Raw genomic sequence first — 17,274 nt, 5'->3', positions numbered from 1 at the left:
CTGATCCCATCCCGAACTCAGAAGTGAAACGATGCATCGCCGATGGTAGTGTGGGGTTTCCCCATGTGAGAGTAGGTCATCGTCAAGATTAAATTCCGAGACCCCAATTGCGAAAGCAGTTGGGGTTTTGTTTTGCCCGCAGGAAAGTGGGCTGTTTGAATTCTATGCAACAGCTCGGCGCATGGCTATTATTCGGGCCTCATTCCGAGGCGAGACCTGCATGCTGACGTTGTTGAACCTTCTGAAGGATGGGCAATTCCATTCCGGCCAGGCTCTGGGAGCCACCCTGGGAATTAGTCGAAGTGCGGTGTGGAAGCAGCTTCAGCATCTCGAGGCTGAGCTGGGGCTGTCCATACATAAAGTTCGAGGACGAGGCTACAAGTTGGCTTCGCCGCTGGCGTTGCTCGACCCGCTCAAGATAGAGGAAAGTCTTGCAGGCTGGTCCGTGAGTGTCTTCAGCTCAATCGACTCTACCAACGCCGAATCGCTGCGCGCCGTTGAGCGCGGTCAAATGGCCCCCTTTCTGGTGCTGGCTGAACGACAAATATCCGGACGTGGGCGCAGAGGTCGCAAATGGGTAAGTCCGTTTGCCGAGAACCTCTATTACAGTCTCGTGTTGCGTATTGACGGTGGGATGCGCCAGCTTGAAGGGCTAAGTCTTGTTGTCGGTCTTGCGGTCATGCAAACCTTGCGAGCGCTTGGAGTGGCGGGTGCCGGGTTGAAGTGGCCCAATGACGTTTTGGTGGGGCGAAAAAAAATCGCGGGAATCTTGTTGGAGCTGGTTGGGGATCCGGCAGATGTGTGTCATGTGGTGCTGGGTATTGGCGTAAACGTGAACATGCAAACATCCGACGAGGTTGATCAGCAGTGGACATCGATAAGGCTCGAGTCGGGGAAACCTTGTGATCGCAATAGTCTGGCGGTTGAGCTGAGTAAGCAGTTGCAACTTTATTTGCAGCGTCACCAATCAGGCGGTTTCTCAGCGCTTCAGGCAGAGTGGGAGGCGAGCCATTTATGGCAAGGGCAGCCGGTTTCTCTCACTGCCGGCGTCACTCAGATAGATGGCGTGGTGCTGGGGGTCGATAATCAAGGTGCGCTGCGATTGAAGGTAGATGGTGTGGAAAGAGTCTTTAGTGGTGGTGAGCTCAGCTTGAGGTTGCGTGATGATTCTTGAGCTTGATTGCGGAAACAGCTTTATCAAGTGGCGGGTGCTGAATGGCGAGGCCGGTACCCTGATCGCGGAAGGGGTGGTTGACTCTGATGGGGCATTGGTCGGCAATCTTCGCTCGCTCGATAGGTTGTCTCTCGGCAAATGCCGCCTTGTCAGTGTAAGAACAGAAGACGAGACCAATTTGCTGATTGGCCTCCTCAAGCGTGAGTTCGATATATCCGTTGTTTGTGCGACACCGGCTCGCGAAATGTCTGGCGTCAAGAACGGCTATGAGGACTACGAGCGTCTGGGCCTTGATCGCTGGCTGGCGATGCTTGGTGGCTTTCATCTGGCTGGTGGGGCTTGCCTGGTTCTTGATTTTGGGACGGCGGTGACTGCTGATTTCATCTCGTCGGAAGGTGAGCACTTGGGAGGCTTCATTTGTCCTGGTATGCCATTGATGCGAAATCAATTGCGTACGCATACTCGAAGGATTCGCTATGGCGACCTGGCGGCGGAGCGTGCATTGACGAGTCACGTTCCGGGGCGCAATACGGTCGAGGCGGTGGAGCGTGGCTGTTCGTTGATGCTCAGGGGATTCGTACTGACGCAGTTGGAGATGGCGCGTTCCTACTGGGGAGAAGGCTTCAGTGTTTTCATCACTGGAGGTGACGCCGAGCTGGTGTCGGATGTTGTGCCTGAGGCCAAGGTGGTTCCCGATTTAGTGTTCGTAGGTTTGGCTATGGCATGTCCTTTGTCCTGAGGTTTGTATGCGTTGGTTGTTTCTCCTGCTTCTTGTACTCAATGTGTTTTATTACGTCTGGCATCAGCAGGAGGCGCCATTGCGTGCAAAGGATGTCACGCCTCTGCGTCTTTATAGCGGTTCGCAGCAGGATATCCGTTTGCTGAGCGAGGCTGGTGATGCTGCGCGGGGCGTGAAGACTGATGGGCAGTGTCTATATATAGGTGGGTTGAGTCGTCCTGAAGTGGCACAGGCTCTGGGGCAGGGTCTGGCTGAGTTGGGAGTGAAGGCTCAGGCTGTGCCTAAAGACCTTTCCAGCAATGCATATTGGTTCCGAATTACACCCGAAACCCAGCGTTTGCTGGGGGATGTTCAGATGCAAAACCTTTCCAAGGAATTCAATGAGTTAAAACATAAAATAATGCTGTGTGAGGGGGTTGCACCTGCGGAATAGTTTGCATAGAATGGCGCCCGCTCCACAGCGAAGACCTGAAAGGGTTTAAGCAGTGAGGTGATGTCAACGCAGCTAACCTCAGGTTTTTAAATGAGAAAATGCTTGACAAGGGTTTGGCATAGTATAGAATGCCGGCCTGATTAGGAGGGGTTCCCGAGCGGCCAAAGGGATCAGACTGTAAATCTGACGTCTACGACTTCGAAGGTTCGAATCCTTCTCCCTCCACCAGATTTTAGCGTGAGCTGCAGGCTCCGCGGGTATAGTTTAGTGGTAGAACCTCAGCCTTCCAAGCTGATGATGCGGGTTCGATTCCCGCTACCCGCTCCAAGTTTGCAGATTGTGCAAAGTGTTACGCTCTTGTAGCTCAGTTGGTAGAGCACACCCTTGGTAAGGGTGAGGTCAGCGGTTCAAATCCGCTCAAGAGCTCCATATAACAAGGCAGATATGAAAATATCTGCCTTTGTTTTAATGGCTAGGGTTGTTTGCTTATTTCTTCTGTTAGGGGTGATATCGATGGCTAAGGAAAAATTTGATCGTTCCCTACCGCACGTCAACGTCGGAACTATCGGTCACGTTGACCACGGTAAAACCACTCTGACCGCTGCTCTGACTCGCGTCTGCTCCGAAGTTTTCGGTTCGGCCGTAGTTGAATTCGACAAGATCGACAGCGCTCCAGAAGAAAAAGCTCGCGGTATCACCATCAACACCGCGCACGTTGAGTACAACTCGAACATTCGTCACTACGCTCACGTTGACTGCCCAGGTCACGCTGACTACGTGAAGAACATGATCACCGGTGCTGCCCAGATGGACGGCGCGATCCTGGTTTGCTCGGCTGCCGATGGTCCGATGCCACAAACTCGTGAGCACATCCTGCTGTCCCGTCAGGTAGGCGTTCCGTACATCGTGGTTTTCCTGAACAAGGCTGACCTGGTAGACGACGCAGAGCTGCTGGAACTGGTTGAGATGGAAGTTCGCGACCTGCTGTCCACCTACGACTTCCCAGGCGACGACACTCCGATCATCATCGGTTCGGCTCGTATGGCGCTGGAAGGCAAAGACGACAACGAAATGGGCACCACCGCTGTCAAGAAGCTGGTGGAAACTCTGGACAGCTACATCCCAGAGCCAGAGCGTGCTATCGACAAGCCATTCCTGATGCCAATCGAAGACGTGTTCTCGATCTCGGGTCGTGGCACCGTGGTAACTGGTCGTATCGAGCGTGGTATCGTCCGCGTTCAGGACGCCCTGGAAATCGTTGGTCTGCGTGACACCACCACCACCACCTGCACTGGTGTTGAGATGTTCCGCAAGCTGCTGGACGAAGGTCGTGCTGGCGAGAACTGCGGCGTTCTGCTGCGTGGTACCAAGCGTGACGACGTTGAGCGTGGTCAGGTTCTGGTTAAGCCGGGTTCGGTTAAGCCGCACACCAAGTTCACCGCAGAAGTTTACGTTCTGAGCAAGGAAGAAGGCGGTCGTCACACTCCGTTCTTCAAGGGCTACCGTCCACAGTTCTACTTCCGTACTACTGACGTGACTGGTAACTGCGAGCTGCCAGAAGGCGTTGAAATGGTAATGCCAGGTGACAACATTCAGATGACTGTTACCCTGATCAAAACCATCGCGATGGAAGACGGTCTGCGTTTCGCTATCCGTGAAGGCGGTCGTACCGTCGGCGCTGGCGTCGTAGCCAAAATCATTGAGTAAGTAGTTGTAATGTATTTTTCGGGCCGGCATAATGGTCGGCCTGATTTTGTTTTAGGTCAGTAGCTCAATTGGCAGAGCGACGGTCTCCAAAACCGTAGGTTGGGGGTTCGATTCCCTCCTGACCTGCCAGATTCACTCGGTGTGTCTGGCTTTCTTTTCACAGGATCTTCATAGATGACTCCTAAGGCTGAAGCTCAAGGCTCTCGCTTCGATCTGCTCAAGTGGCTTGTAGTGGTCGCTTTGGTGGTGGTTGGCGTTGTAGGCAATCAGTATTACTCTGCTTCGCCGATCCTGTACCGTGTACTCGCTTTGCTTGTCATTGCTGCTGTAGCTGCCTTTGTAGGCCTGCAGACTGCCAAGGGCAAGTCTTTCTTTGTACTGGTTAAGGAAGCTCGTACCGAGATTCGTAAAGTCGTATGGCCAACTCGCCAAGAAACCACGCAGACCACTCTGATTGTTGTGGCTGTTGTTCTGGTTATGGCGTTGCTGTTGTGGGGGCTTGATTCCCTGCTCGGCTGGCTTGTTTCCTTGATTGTCGGCTAAGGGTGTCCCGTGGCTAAGCGTTGGTACGTTGTGCATGCTTACTCGGGTTACGAGAAGCATGTCATGCGCTCGCTCATCGAGCGTGTAAAGCTGGCTGGCATGGAAGATGGCTTCGGCGAAATTCTGGTTCCCACTGAAGAAGTGGTTGAAATGCGTAATGGCCAGAAACGCAAAAGCGAACGCAAGTTCTTCCCTGGTTATGTGCTGGTGCAGATGGATATGAACGAGGGTACTTGGCACTTGGTCAAGGATACTCCTCGGGTGATGGGTTTTATCGGCGGTACTGCTGACAAGCCTGCGCCAATCACTGATAAAGAAGCTGAGGCGATTCTGCGTCGCGTTGCTGACGGTAGCGACAAACCGAAGCCGAAGACGTTGTTCGAGCCAGGTGAAACCGTTCGTGTCAATGACGGTCCTTTCGCTGACTTTAACGGTGTTGTTGAAGAAGTTAACTACGAAAAGAGTCGGATCCAAGTGGCAGTGCTCATTTTCGGTCGCTCTACTCCGGTAGAGTTGGAGTTCAGTCAGGTCGAAAAGGTCTAACTGGACAAGCATCCCAACCCCGCAGCCCTAGGCTGTGGGGTTTTGTCGTCACTGGGATAAACGCGCAAGTAACCGGGGAGCCTTTCGAGGCGTTCGAACCCGTAATTGGAGTGCCTCATGGCCAAGAAGATTACCGCTTACATCAAGCTGCAAGTGAAGGCCGCTCAGGCTAACCCAAGCCCACCTGTTGGTCCTGCTCTGGGTCAGCACGGCGTGAACATCATGGAATTCTGCAAGGCTTTCAACGCCCGTACCCAGGGTCTGGAAGCTGGTCTGCCGACTCCAGTGATCATCACTGTCTACAGCGACCGTAGCTTCACTTTCGAAACCAAATCCACCCCTGCTTCGGTTCTGCTGAAGAAGGCGGCCGGTCTGACCAGCGGTTCCGCTCGTCCGAACACCGTTAAGGTTGGCACTGTTACCCGTGCTCAGCTGGAAGAAATCGCGAAAACCAAAAACGCGGATCTGACTGCAGCTGATATGGATGCAGCCGTGCGCACTATCGCCGGTTCTGCTCGTAGCATGGGCCTTAACGTGGAGGGTGTGTAATGGCTAAGCTGACCAAGCGCCAAAAGGCTATCGCTGAAAAGATCGAAGCAGGCAAGTCCTACAACTTCGAAGAGGCCGCAACTCTGCTGGCCTCGCTGCCAGCTGCCAAGTTCGTCGAGTCGTTCGATGTGGCCGTTAACCTGGGCGTAGACCCGCGTAAATCCGACCAGGTCGTTCGTAGCGCTACTGTGCTGCCACACGGCACTGGCAAGACCGTTCGCGTTGCTGTGTTCACCCAGGGTCCAGCTGCCGAGGCCGCTCTGGCTGCCGGCGCTGACCGCGTAGGTATGGACGAACTGGCTGCCGAAATGAAAGGCGGCGACCTGAACTATGACGTAGTGATCGCATCCCCGGATGCCATGCGCGTTGTAGGTCAACTGGGTCAGATCCTCGGTCCACGTGGCCTGATGCCTAACCCGAAAGTCGGCACCGTAACTCCAGACGTAGCCACCGCGGTTAAAAACGCCAAGGCTGGTCAGGTTCGTTATCGCACCGACAAAAACGGCATCATCCACACTTCCGTTGGCAAGATCGGCTTCGATGCCGTCAAGCTGAAGGAAAACGTTGAAGCCCTGATCGCTGACCTGAAGCGTATCAAGCCAGCTTCCTCGAAAGGTATCTACGTCAAGCGCGTTACCCTGAGCACCACCATGGGCCCAGGTCTGGTTATCGACCAGAGCTCGCTGGACGCGTAAGACAAAATTGGCGCAGGTGACTGCGCCAATTGAAAGATTGGGGTCCCTGCCTGGCGGGGGCTATCCAAGACCGTAGGCGACGCAAGTCTTAAACCTCAAGCCTACGCAGATGGTGCTCCCGGTTCCTTACCGAATCAGACACCAAAACGACATTCGGTTTCGATCGAATGAAACGGTAACAAGCAGGAGTTAAACCCGTGGCAATTAATCTCGAAGACAAGAAGGCCATCGTCGCTGAAGTCAACGAGGCTGCCAAAGTCGCTCTGTCCGCTGTCGTGGTTGATGCCCGTGGCGTAACAGTAGGCGCAATGACCGGACTCCGTAAAGAGGCTCGTGAAGCTGGCGTTTACGTACGTGTTGTACGTAACACCCTGCTCAAGCGCGCTGTTGCTGGCACTTCGTACGAAGTGCTGAACGACGCGTTCACCGGCCCGACCCTGATCGCATTCTCCAACGAACACCCGGGCGCTGCTGCTCGTCTGTTCAAGGAATTTGCCAAGGGTCAGGATAAGTTCGAGATCAAGGCAGCTTCGTTCGAGGGCAAGTTCCTCGCAGCGAATGAGATCGACGTGCTGGCAAGCCTGCCAACTCGCGACGAAGCTATTGCGAAACTGATGAGCGTGATTCAAGGCGCTACCAGCAAGCTGGCTCGTACTCTGGCGGCAATTCGCGATCAGAAAGAAGCTGCTGCAGCCTGAGGCTGAGCGTTTCCAATCTCGCGTATTTTTGTTTATTTCGACGGCCGTACAGGCTGTCCACCAAATCAGGAATTGAGTCATGTCTCTGACTAACGAACAAATCATCGAAGCAATCGGCCAGAAAACCGTTCTGGAAGTTGTTGAGCTGATCAAAGCAATGGAAGAAACCTTCGGCGTGACCGCTGCTGTTGCTGCTGCTGGTCCAGCTGCTGCTGCCGCTGTTGTTGAAGAGCAAACCGAGTTCAACGTTGTTCTGGTTGAAGCCGGCGAGAAGAAAGTAAACGTGATCAAGGCAGTTCGTGAACTGACCGGTCTGGGCCTGAAAGAAGCCAAAGAGAAAGTCGACGGCGCTCCTCAGGTTGTAGCTGAAGGCGTTTCGAAAGAAGCTGCTGAAGACGCTAAGAAAAAGCTGGAAGAAGCAGGCGCTAAAGTCGAGCTGAAGTAAGCATCGACTTTGCTCCTCCAGCCCGAGCGTCAAGCGACAGGCTGATGGCTGGTGGCTCTTGCCACCGGCCTTTTTCCGTTATTGGCAGCCGACTCGGTCGGTGCCGATAACGAGCTGTAACCATCCGATGTGATGGCGCAAACCATGGGGTTTGCACGATTTTCTGGCTGCTCCCGTCGGGAGGGGCCAAACAAGCAGGTGACCAAGCTGGGGAACGCTGATGGCTTACTCATATACTGAGAAAAAACGTATCCGCAAGGACTTTAGCAAGTTGCCGGACGTCATGGATGTGCCTTACCTCCTGGCCATCCAGCTGGATTCGTATCGTGAATTCTTGCAAGCGGGAGCGACTAAAGATCAGTTCCGCGACGTGGGCCTGCATGCGGCCTTCAAATCCGTTTTCCCGATCATCAGCTACTCCGGCAATGCTGCGCTGGAGTACGTCGGTTATCGCCTGGGCGAACCGGCATTTGATGTCAAAGAATGCGTATTGCGCGGTGTAACTTTCGCCGTACCTTTGCGGGTAAAAGTGCGCCTGATCATTTTCGACAAAGAATCGTCGAACAAAGCGATCAAGGACATCAAAGAGCAAGAAGTCTACATGGGTGAAATCCCCCTGATGACTGAGAACGGTACCTTCGTAATCAACGGTACCGAGCGTGTGATCGTTTCCCAGTTGCACCGCTCCCCGGGCGTGTTCTTCGACCACGACCGTGGCAAGACGCACAGCTCCGGAAAACTGCTGTACTCCGCACGCATCATTCCTTACCGCGGTTCCTGGCTGGACTTCGAGTTCGATCCGAAGGACTGCGTATTCGTACGTATCGACCGTCGTCGCAAGCTGCCGGCCTCGGTACTGCTGCGCGCGCTCGGCTATACCACCGAAGAAGTGCTGGACGCTTTCTACACCACCAACGTATTCCACGTTAAGGGCGAGACCCTGAGCCTGGAACTGGTACCTCAGCGTCTGCGCGGTGAAGTTGCTGTTCTCGATATTCAGGATGACAAAGGCAAGGTAATTGTCGAGCAGGGTCGTCGTATCACTGCCCGTCACATCAACCAGCTGGAAAAAGCCGGGATCAAAGAGCTGGACGTGCCTCTGGACTACGTCCTGGGTCGCACCACCGCCAAGGTTATCGTGCATCCGGCAACCGGCGAAATCCTGGCAGAGTGCAACACCGAGCTGACCACTGAAGTCCTGGCGAAAGTCGCCAAGGCCGGCGTCGTTCGCATCGAAACTCTGTACACCAACGATATCGACTGCGGTCCGTTCGTCTCTGACACTCTGAAGATCGACTCCACCAGCAACCAATTGGAAGCGCTGGTCGAAATCTATCGCATGATGCGTCCAGGCGAGCCGCCAACCAAAGACGCTGCCGAAACCCTGTTCAACAACCTGTTCTTCAGCCCTGAGCGTTATGACCTGTCTGCGGTCGGCCGGATGAAGTTCAACCGTCGTATCGGTCGTACCGAGATCGAAGGTTCGGGCGTGCTGTGCAAGGAAGACATCGTCGCGGTACTGAAGACCCTGGTCGACATCCGTAACGGTAAAGGCATCGTCGACGACATCGACCACCTGGGTAACCGTCGTGTTCGCTGCGTAGGCGAAATGGCCGAGAACCAGTTCCGCGTTGGCCTGGTACGTGTTGAGCGTGCGGTCAAAGAGCGTCTGTCGATGGCTGAAAGCGAAGGCCTGATGCCGCAAGACCTGATCAACGCCAAGCCAGTGGCTGCGGCGGTGAAAGAGTTCTTCGGTTCCAGCCAGCTGTCGCAGTTCATGGACCAGAACAACCCGCTGTCCGAGATTACCCACAAGCGTCGTGTCTCCGCACTCGGCCCTGGTGGTCTGACTCGTGAGCGCGCGGGCTTCGAAGTTCGAGACGTACACCCGACTCACTACGGTCGTGTCTGCCCGATCGAAACGCCGGAAGGTCCGAACATCGGTCTGATCAACTCCCTGGCGGCTTACGCTCGCACCAACCAGTACGGCTTCCTCGAGAGCCCGTACCGTGTGGTGAAAGAGGGTGTGGTTACCGACGAGATCGTGTTCCTGTCCGCTATTGAAGAAGCCGATCACGTGATCGCGCAGGCTTCGGCGACCATGAACGACCAGAAAGTCCTGATCGACGAACTGGTAGCCGTACGTCACCTGAACGAATTCACCGTCAAGGCGCCTGAAGAAGTAACCCTGATGGACGTTTCGCCGAAGCAGGTAGTTTCGGTTGCAGCGTCGCTGATTCCGTTCCTCGAGCACGACGACGCCAACCGTGCGTTGATGGGTTCGAACATGCAGCGTCAGGCTGTACCAACCCTGCGTGCCGACAAGCCGCTGGTAGGTACCGGCATGGAGCGTAACGTGGCTCGCGACTCCGGCGTTTGCGTCGTGGCTCGTCGTGGCGGCGTGATCGACTCCGTTGATGCCAGCCGTATCGTGGTTCGTGTTGCCGATGACGAAGTTGAAACCGGTGAAGCCGGTGTCGACATCTACAACCTGACCAAATACACCCGCTCGAACCAGAACACCTGCATCAACCAGCGTCCGCTGGTGAGCAAGGGTGATCGCGTTCAGCGTAGCGACATCATGGCCGACGGTCCGTCCACCGACATGGGTGAACTGGCTCTGGGTCAGAACATGCGCATCGCGTTCATGGCATGGAACGGCTTCAACTTCGAAGACTCCATCTGTCTGTCCGAGCGTGTGGTTCAGGAAGACCGCTTCACCACGATCCACATTCAGGAACTGACCTGTGTGGCCCGTGACACCAAGCTTGGCCCAGAGGAAATCACTGCGGACATCCCGAACGTGGGTGAAGCTGCACTGAACAAGCTGGACGAAGCCGGTATCGTTTACGTAGGTGCTGAAGTTGGCGCAGGCGACATCCTGGTCGGTAAGGTCACTCCGAAAGGCGAGACCCAACTGACTCCGGAAGAAAAACTGCTGCGCGCGATCTTCGGTGAAAAAGCCAGCGACGTTAAAGACACTTCCCTGCGTGTACCTACCGGTACCAAAGGTACTGTCATCGACGTGCAGGTCTTCACTCGTGACGGCGTTGAGCGTGATGCTCGTGCCCTGTCGATCGAGAAAACCCAGCTGGACGAGATCCGCAAGGATCTGAACGAAGAGTTCCGCATCGTTGAAGGCGCGACCTTCGAACGTCTGCGTTCCGCTCTGGTAGGCCACAAGGCTGAAGGCGGCGCGGGCCTGAAGAAAGGTCAGGACATCACCGACGAAGTACTCGACGGTCTTGAGCATGGTCAGTGGTTCAAACTACGCATGGCTGAAGATGCTCTGAACGAGCAGCTCGAGAAGGCTCAGGCCTACATCGTCGATCGTCGCCGTCTGCTGGACGACAAGTTCGAAGACAAGAAGCGCAAACTGCAGCAGGGCGATGACCTGGCTCCAGGCGTGCTGAAGATCGTCAAGGTTTACCTGGCAATCCGTCGTCGCATCCAGCCGGGCGACAAGATGGCCGGTCGTCACGGTAACAAGGGTGTGGTCTCCGTGATCATGCCGGTTGAAGACATGCCGCACGATGCCAATGGCACCCCGGTCGACGTGGTCCTCAACCCGCTGGGCGTACCTTCGCGTATGAACGTTGGTCAGATCCTTGAAACCCACCTGGGCCTCGCGGCCAAAGGTCTGGGCGAGAAGATCAACCGGATGGTCGAAGAGCAGCGCAAAGTCGCTGAGCTGCGTACCTTCCTGGACGAGATCTACAACCAGATCGGCGGTCGTAACGAAGATCTGGACAGCTTCTCCGATCAGGAAATCCTGGATCTGGCGAAGAACCTGCGTGGCGGCGTTCCAATGGCCACTCCAGTGTTCGACGGTGCCAAGGAAAGCGAAATCAAGGCCATGCTGAAACTGGCGGATCTGCCAGAAAGCGGCCAGATGCAGCTGACCGACGGCCGTACCGGCAACAAGTTCGAGCGTCCAGTTACCGTTGGCTACATGTACATGCTGAAGCTGAACCACTTGGTAGACGACAAGATGCACGCGCGTTCTACCGGTTCGTACAGCCTGGTTACCCAGCAGCCGCTGGGTGGTAAGGCGCAGTTCGGTGGTCAGCGTTTCGGGGAGATGGAGGTCTGGGCACTGGAAGCATACGGTGCTGCTTACACTCTGCAAGAAATGCTCACAGTGAAGTCGGACGATGTGAACGGCCGGACCAAGATGTACAAAAACATCGTGGACGGCGATCACCGTATGGAGCCGGGCATGCCCGAGTCCTTCAACGTGTTGATCAAGGAAATTCGTTCCCTCGGCATCGATATCGATCTGGAAACCGAATAACACGTGACGCGATCGAGAGCGGGGCAGGATTGCCCGCTCTCTGCTCCGCCAGGAGGAAAGGCCTTGAAAGACCTACTGAATTTGCTGAAAAACCAGGGTCAAGTCGAAGAGTTCGACGCCATCCGTATCGGATTGGCCTCGCCTGAGATGATCCGCTCGTGGTCGTTCGGTGAAGTTAAAAAGCCGGAAACCATCAACTACCGTACGTTCAAACCTGAGCGTGACGGTCTGTTCTGCGCCAAGATCTTTGGCCCGGTAAAGGATTACGAGTGCCTGTGCGGTAAGTACAAGCGCTTGAAGCACCGTGGTGTGATCTGCGAGAAGTGCGGCGTTGAAGTTGCACTGGCCAAGGTTCGTCGTGAGCGCATGGCGCACATTGAACTGGCTTCGCCGGTTGCCCACATCTGGTTCCTGAAATCGCTGCCGTCCCGTATCGGCCTGCTGATGGACATGACCCTGCGTGATATCGAACGCGTTCTCTACTTCGAGAGCTATGTCGTTATCGATCCAGGCATGACCACTCTTGAAAAAGGTCAGCTGCTGAACGACGAGCAGTACTTCGAAGCGCTGGAAGAGTTCGGTGACGATTTCGACGCCCGCATGGGTGCTGAAGCTGTCCGTGAACTGCTGCACGCTATCGACCTGGAGCACGAGATTGGCCGTCTGCGTGAAGAGATTCCGCAAACCAACTCCGAAACCAAGATCAAGAAGCTGTCCAAGCGTCTGAAGTTGATGGAAGCCTTCCAGGGTTCCGGCAACCTGCCAGAGTGGATGGTGCTGACCGTTCTGCCGGTTCTGCCGCCAGATCTGCGTCCACTGGTTCCGCTGGATGGCGGTCGTTTCGCGACTTCCGACCTCAACGATCTGTATCGTCGAGTGATCAACCGTAACAACCGTTTGAAGCGCCTGCTGGATCTGTCCGCTCCGGACATCATCGTGCGCAACGAAAAGCGTATGTTGCAGGAAGCTGTCGATGCTCTGCTCGACAACGGTCGTCGTGGCCGCGCTATCACTGGTTCGAACAAGCGTCCTCTGAAATCCCTGGCTGACATGATCAAGGGTAAGCAAGGTCGTTTCCGTCAGAACTTGCTCGGTAAGCGTGTTGACTACTCCGGTCGTTCGGTAATTACCGTAGGCCCGACCCTGCGTCTGCACCAGTGCGGTCTGCCGAAGAAAATGGCTCTCGAGCTGTTCAAGCCGTTCATTTTCGGCAAGCTGGAAATGCGTGGTCTGGCGACCACCATCAAAGCGGCCAAGAAAATGGTCGAGCGCGAGCTGCCGGAAGTTTGGGACGTTCTCGCTGAAGTGATTCGCGAACACCCTGTTCTTCTCAACCGTGCACCGACCCTTCACCGTCTGGGTATCCAGGCTTTTGAACCGGTACTGATCGAAGGTAAGGCTATCCAGCTGCACCCTCTGGTCTGTGCTGCGTACAACGCCGACTTCGACGGCGACCAAATGGCCGTGCACGTACCGCTGACGCTGGAAGCCCAGCTCGAAGCGCGTGCGTTGATGATGTCGACCAACAACATTCTGTCGCCAGCCAACGGTGAGCCAATCATCGTTCCGTCGCAGGACGTTGTATTGGGTCTGTACTACATGACTCGTGAAGCGATCAACGCCAAGGGCGAAGGTCGTGTGTTCGCGGATCTGCAGGAAGTTGACCGTGTGTTCCGTGCCGGCGAAGCCGCACTGCACGCCAAGATCAAGGTTCGTATCAACGAAACCGTGAACGATCGTGACGGCAACAGCGTGAACAACACCCGTATCGTCGACACCACTGTCGGCCGTGCGCTGCTGTTCCAGGTTGTGCCAAAAGGTCTGTCGTTCGACGTCGTCAACCTGCCGATGAAGAAAAAGGCGATCTCCAAACTGATCAACCAGTGCTACCGCGTGGTTGGTCTGAAAGAGACCGTGATCTTCGCTGACCAGTTGATGTACACCGGTTTTGCCTACTCGACCATTTCCGGCGTTTCCATCGGTGTTAACGACTTCGTTATCCCGGATGAAAAAGCCCGCATCATCGGTGCTGCCACCGACGAAGTGAAAGAGATCGAGAGCCAGTACGCCTCCGGCCTGGTAACCCAGGGCGAGAAGTACAACAAAGTGATCGACCTTTGGTCGAAAGCGAACGATGAAGTTTCCAAGGCGATGATGGCCAACCTCTCGAAAGAGAAAGTCATCGACCGTCACGGTGACGAAGTCGAGCAGGAATCGTTCAACTCGATGTACATGATGGCCGACTCGGGTGCGCGGGGTTCCGCAGCACAGATTCGTCAGCTGGCCGGTATGCGTGGTCTGATGGCCAAGCCGGACGGTTCCATCATCGAAACGCCAATTACCGCGAACTTCCGTGAAGGTCTGAGCGTACTCCAGTACTTCATCTCGACTCACGGTGCTCGTAAGGGTCTGGCGGATACCGCGTTGAAAACCGCGAACTCCGGTTACCTGACTCGTCGTCTGGTAGACGTGGCGCAGGATCTGGTCGTGACCGAGATCGATTGCGGCACCGAGCACGGCCTGGTAATGACTCCGCACATTGAAGGCGGTGACGTTGTAGAGCCGCTGGGTGAGCGCGTATTGGGTCGTGTCATTGCCCGTGACGTATTCAAGCCGGGTACCGAGGACGTCATCGTTCCTGCCGGCACTCTGGTAGACGAGAAGTGGGTCGAGTTCATCGAGCTGAACAGCATCGACGAAGTGATCGTGCGTTCGCCGATCAGCTGCGAAACCCGCTACGGCATCTGCGCCAAGTGCTACGGCCGTGACCTGGCTCGTGGTCACCAGGTGAACATCGGTGAGTCGGTCGGCGTAATCGCTGCCCAGTCCATCGGTGAGCCGGGTACCCAGCTGACGATGCGTACGTTCCACATCGGTGGTGCGGCAAGCCGTACTTCCGCAGCCGACAGCGTTCAGGTGAAGAACGGCGGTACCGTCCGTCTGCACAACCTGAAGCACGTTGAGCGTGTGGATGGCAACCTGGTTGCCGTGTCCCGTTCCGGTGAGCTGGCGATTGCTGACGACTTCGGTCGTGAGCGCGAGCGTTACAAGCTGCCGTACGGTGCTGTGATTTCGGTTAAAGAAGGTGACAAGGTCGACGCTGGTGCCATCGTGGCCAAGTGGGATCCGCACACTCACCCGATCGTTACCGAAATGAAAGGTACCGTGACCTACGTGGGCATGGAAGAAGGCATCACGATCAAGCGTCAGACTGACGAATTGACCGGTATGACCAACATTGAAGTACTTGATCCGAAAGATCGTCCGGCTGCCGGCAAGGACATTCGTCCTGCTGTGAAGATGGTCGATGACAACGGCAAGGATCTGTTGCTGCCAGGCACTGACGTTATCGCTCAGTACTTCCTGCCAGCCAACGCTTTGGTCGGTGTTGCGGACGGTGCGAAGATTGCGATCGGTGATGTTATCGCTCGTATCCCGCAGGAAACTTCGAAGACCCGTGACATCACCGGTGGTCTGCCGCGTGTTGCCGACCTGTTCGAAGCCCGTCGTCCGAAAGAAGCGTCGATTCTGGCTGAAGTCAGCGGCACCATCGCGTTCGGTAAAGAGACCAAGGGCAAGCGCCGTCTGGTCATCACCCCGAACGACGGTAGCGATCCGTACGAAGAGCTGATTCCGAAGTGGCGTCACCTGAACGTGTTCGAAGGCGAACAGGTAAACCGCGGCGAAGTTATCTCCGACGGTCCGAGCGATCCGCACGACATCCTGCGTCTGCTGGGTGTGAGCGCGCTGGCCAAGTACATCGTTAACGAGATCCAGGACGTTTACCGTCTGCAGGGCGTGAAGATCAACGACAAGCACATCGAGACCATCCTGCGTCAGATGCTGCGTAAAGTTGAGATCTCCGAGTCCGGCGACTCCAGCTTCATCAAGGGCGACCAGATGGAACTGACTCACGTTCTGGTAGAGAACGAGCGTCTGAACGCGGAAGACAAGTTTGTCTCCAAGTTCACCCGCGTTCTGCTGGGTATCACCAAGGCGTCGTTGTCGACCGAATCGTTCATCTCGGCGGCTTCCTTCCAGGAAACCACCCGCGTACTGACCGAAGCGGCCGTAACCGGCAAGCGCGATTACCTGCGCGGCCTGAAAGAAAACGTGGTTGTGGGTCGTCTGATCCCGGCCGGTACCGGTCTGGCTTATCACAGCGAGCGCAAGCGTCGTCGTGATGCAGACAAGCCGTTGCGCGTAAGCGCCAGTGAAGTGGAAGCTGCACTGACCGAAGCGCTGAACTCGAGCGGTAACTGAGTTCTGCGATAAATGAGCTGAGGCCCTGATCTAACCGTTCATCGAATCGAGACAATTTGTCGAGGTTCGACGAGCGGGGAGGTCGGGGCCTTGCCTTGACTGGGGACAAGATCCTCTTTAGACTCTTGATCCCCTAAATTTGGCGGGAATCCGTTCCTGCCATTTTGCTTTTCTTGCAAGACAATAGCGTCGCAAGACAACAGTGGAGCTAGTAGATGGCAACTATCAACCAGCTGGTACGTCAGCCGCGTAAGCGTATCGTCGAGAAATCCGACGTGCCTGCGCTGCAGAACTGCCCGCAACGTCGTGGCGTGTGCACCCGTGTGTACACCACTACGCCGAAAAAACCTAACTCGGCACTGCGTAAAGTATGCCGTGTGCGTCTGACCAACGGTTTCGAGGTTTCCTCGTACATCGGTGGTGAAGGCCACAACCTGCAAGAGCACAGCGTGGTACTGATCCGCGGCGGTCGTGTAAAAGACTTGCCAGGTGTTCGTTACCACACCGTTCGCGGCTCCTTGGATACTTCCGGCGTTAAAGGCCGTAACCAGGGTCGTTCGAAGTACGGTACCAAGCGTCCGAAGTAATCGGCCGTTTTGCAGATTTTCATTTTATTGAGTCGATAAGAGTAAGGTCGGGCGCGAATCCTCAAGGATCTGTCCCGAACTAACCTGAAGACCGTTTGAGGGCTTATCAATGCCAAGACGTCGCGTAGCAGCAAAGCGTGAGATTCTGGACGATCCGAAATACGGAAGCCAAATCCTCGCCAAATTCATGAACCACGTTATGGAAAGCGGCAAGAAAGCCGTTGCCGAGCGTATCGTTTATGGTGCCCTGGAAACCGTTGCGGCTCGCAAGACCGGCACCGATCCCCTGGAACTCTTCGAAAAAGCACTCGACGCCATCGCTCCGCTGGTCGAAGTGAAGTCGCGCCGCGTTGGTGGTGCTACTTACCAGGTTCCGGTCGAAGTTCGTCCGTCCCGTCGTAACGCTCTGGCAATGCGCTGGTTGGTAGACTTCGCCCGCAAGCGTGGCGAGAAGTCTATGGCTCTGCGCTTGGCTGGCGAGCTGCTGGATGCTGCTGAAGGTAAAGGTGCTGCTGTTAAGAAGCGTGAAGACGTGCACCGTATGGCCGAAGCTAACAAAGCTTTCTCGCACTACCGCTTCTAATTTTAGCTTCACTAATTTTGC

General features: G+C 55.5%; 14 protein-coding genes, 4 tRNA genes and 1 rRNA gene. All 19 read left to right on the top strand.

All coding sequences use genetic code 11. The features are described 5' to 3' along the window. Positions 1-88 (top strand): 5S ribosomal RNA (rrf, locus tag CAG02_RS28230); the annotation flags it as partial. A 132-nt stretch (positions 89-220) separates the two neighbouring features. Beyond that, positions 221-1,174: a bifunctional biotin--[acetyl-CoA-carboxylase] ligase/biotin operon repressor BirA gene (birA, locus tag CAG02_RS28225; protein WP_085712356.1), complete on the top strand. Its 954-nt coding sequence runs from the start codon at positions 221-223 to the stop codon at positions 1,172-1,174. Further along, the gene (locus tag CAG02_RS28220) at positions 1,164-1,913 is read left to right on the top strand and encodes a pantothenate kinase (RefSeq protein WP_085712355.1); all 750 of its coding nucleotides are present in this window, start codon (positions 1,164-1,166) and stop codon (positions 1,911-1,913) included. Before birA ends, CAG02_RS28220 begins: the two co-directional genes overlap by 11 nt. A gap of 7 nt (positions 1,914-1,920) precedes the next feature. Further along, positions 1,921-2,346: a hypothetical protein gene (locus CAG02_RS28215; RefSeq protein ID WP_085712354.1), complete on the top strand. Its 426-nt coding sequence runs from the start codon at positions 1,921-1,923 to the stop codon at positions 2,344-2,346. Between the two features lie 143 nt (positions 2,347-2,489). Continuing rightward, positions 2,490-2,574 (top strand) — tRNA-Tyr (locus tag CAG02_RS28210). Between the two features lie 25 nt (positions 2,575-2,599). Further along, a tRNA-Gly gene (locus tag CAG02_RS28205) sits at positions 2,600-2,673 on the top strand. 26 nt (positions 2,674-2,699) lie between these two features. After that, positions 2,700-2,775, top strand: a tRNA-Thr gene (locus CAG02_RS28200). 84 nt (positions 2,776-2,859) lie between these two features. Then, on the top strand, positions 2,860-4,053 hold the full coding sequence (gene tuf / locus CAG02_RS28195) for an elongation factor Tu (RefSeq protein WP_010220303.1): 1,194 nt from the start codon (positions 2,860-2,862) through the stop codon (positions 4,051-4,053). Between the two features lie 53 nt (positions 4,054-4,106). Further along, positions 4,107-4,182, top strand: a tRNA-Trp gene (locus CAG02_RS28190). A gap of 45 nt (positions 4,183-4,227) precedes the next feature. After that, positions 4,228-4,596: a preprotein translocase subunit SecE gene (gene secE, locus CAG02_RS28185; protein ID WP_007916493.1), complete on the top strand. Its 369-nt coding sequence runs from the start codon at positions 4,228-4,230 to the stop codon at positions 4,594-4,596. A gap of 9 nt (positions 4,597-4,605) precedes the next feature. Next, a complete protein-coding gene (nusG, locus tag CAG02_RS28180) occupies positions 4,606-5,139 on the top strand; it encodes a transcription termination/antitermination protein NusG (protein ID WP_007957598.1) in 534 nt (177 codons plus the stop codon). A gap of 117 nt (positions 5,140-5,256) precedes the next feature. After that, positions 5,257-5,688: a 50S ribosomal protein L11 gene (gene rplK, locus CAG02_RS28175; RefSeq protein WP_003228756.1), complete on the top strand. Its 432-nt coding sequence runs from the start codon at positions 5,257-5,259 to the stop codon at positions 5,686-5,688. Next, complete coding sequence (gene rplA / locus CAG02_RS28170; protein WP_011336175.1) at positions 5,688-6,383, top strand: 50S ribosomal protein L1; 696 nt, start codon at positions 5,688-5,690, stop codon at positions 6,381-6,383. Before rplK ends, rplA begins: the two co-directional genes overlap by 1 nt. Before the next feature lie 197 nt (positions 6,384-6,580). Continuing rightward, positions 6,581-7,081 (top strand): 50S ribosomal protein L10, encoded by a 501-nt coding sequence (rplJ, locus tag CAG02_RS28165; protein ID WP_011336174.1) that lies wholly within the window; start codon positions 6,581-6,583, stop codon positions 7,079-7,081. A gap of 79 nt (positions 7,082-7,160) precedes the next feature. Beyond that, positions 7,161-7,526, top strand: coding sequence for a 50S ribosomal protein L7/L12 (rplL, locus tag CAG02_RS28160; RefSeq protein WP_007957596.1), 366 nt, complete (start codon positions 7,161-7,163; stop codon positions 7,524-7,526). A gap of 220 nt (positions 7,527-7,746) precedes the next feature. Then, positions 7,747-11,820 (top strand): DNA-directed RNA polymerase subunit beta, encoded by a 4,074-nt coding sequence (gene rpoB, locus CAG02_RS28155; protein WP_085712353.1) that lies wholly within the window; start codon positions 7,747-7,749, stop codon positions 11,818-11,820. Between the two features lie 63 nt (positions 11,821-11,883). Further along, on the top strand, positions 11,884-16,083 hold the full coding sequence (gene rpoC / locus CAG02_RS28150; protein ID WP_085712352.1) for a DNA-directed RNA polymerase subunit beta': 4,200 nt from the start codon (positions 11,884-11,886) through the stop codon (positions 16,081-16,083). 215 nt (positions 16,084-16,298) lie between these two features. Beyond that, the gene (rpsL, locus tag CAG02_RS28145) at positions 16,299-16,670 is read left to right on the top strand and encodes a 30S ribosomal protein S12 (RefSeq protein ID WP_003186084.1); all 372 of its coding nucleotides are present in this window, start codon (positions 16,299-16,301) and stop codon (positions 16,668-16,670) included. A 109-nt stretch (positions 16,671-16,779) separates the two neighbouring features. Continuing rightward, positions 16,780-17,253, top strand: coding sequence for a 30S ribosomal protein S7 (gene rpsG / locus CAG02_RS28140; protein WP_007957592.1), 474 nt, complete (start codon positions 16,780-16,782; stop codon positions 17,251-17,253). The last annotated feature ends 21 nt before the right edge of the window (positions 17,254-17,274 follow it).

It is taken from the genome of Pseudomonas sp. R43(2017) (assembly GCF_002112345.1).
Lineage (GTDB): Bacteria > Pseudomonadota > Gammaproteobacteria > Pseudomonadales > Pseudomonadaceae > Aquipseudomonas > Aquipseudomonas kribbensis.
Note: the sequence above shows the minus strand (reverse complement) of the source record. Positions and strands in the feature narration are given on the sequence as shown.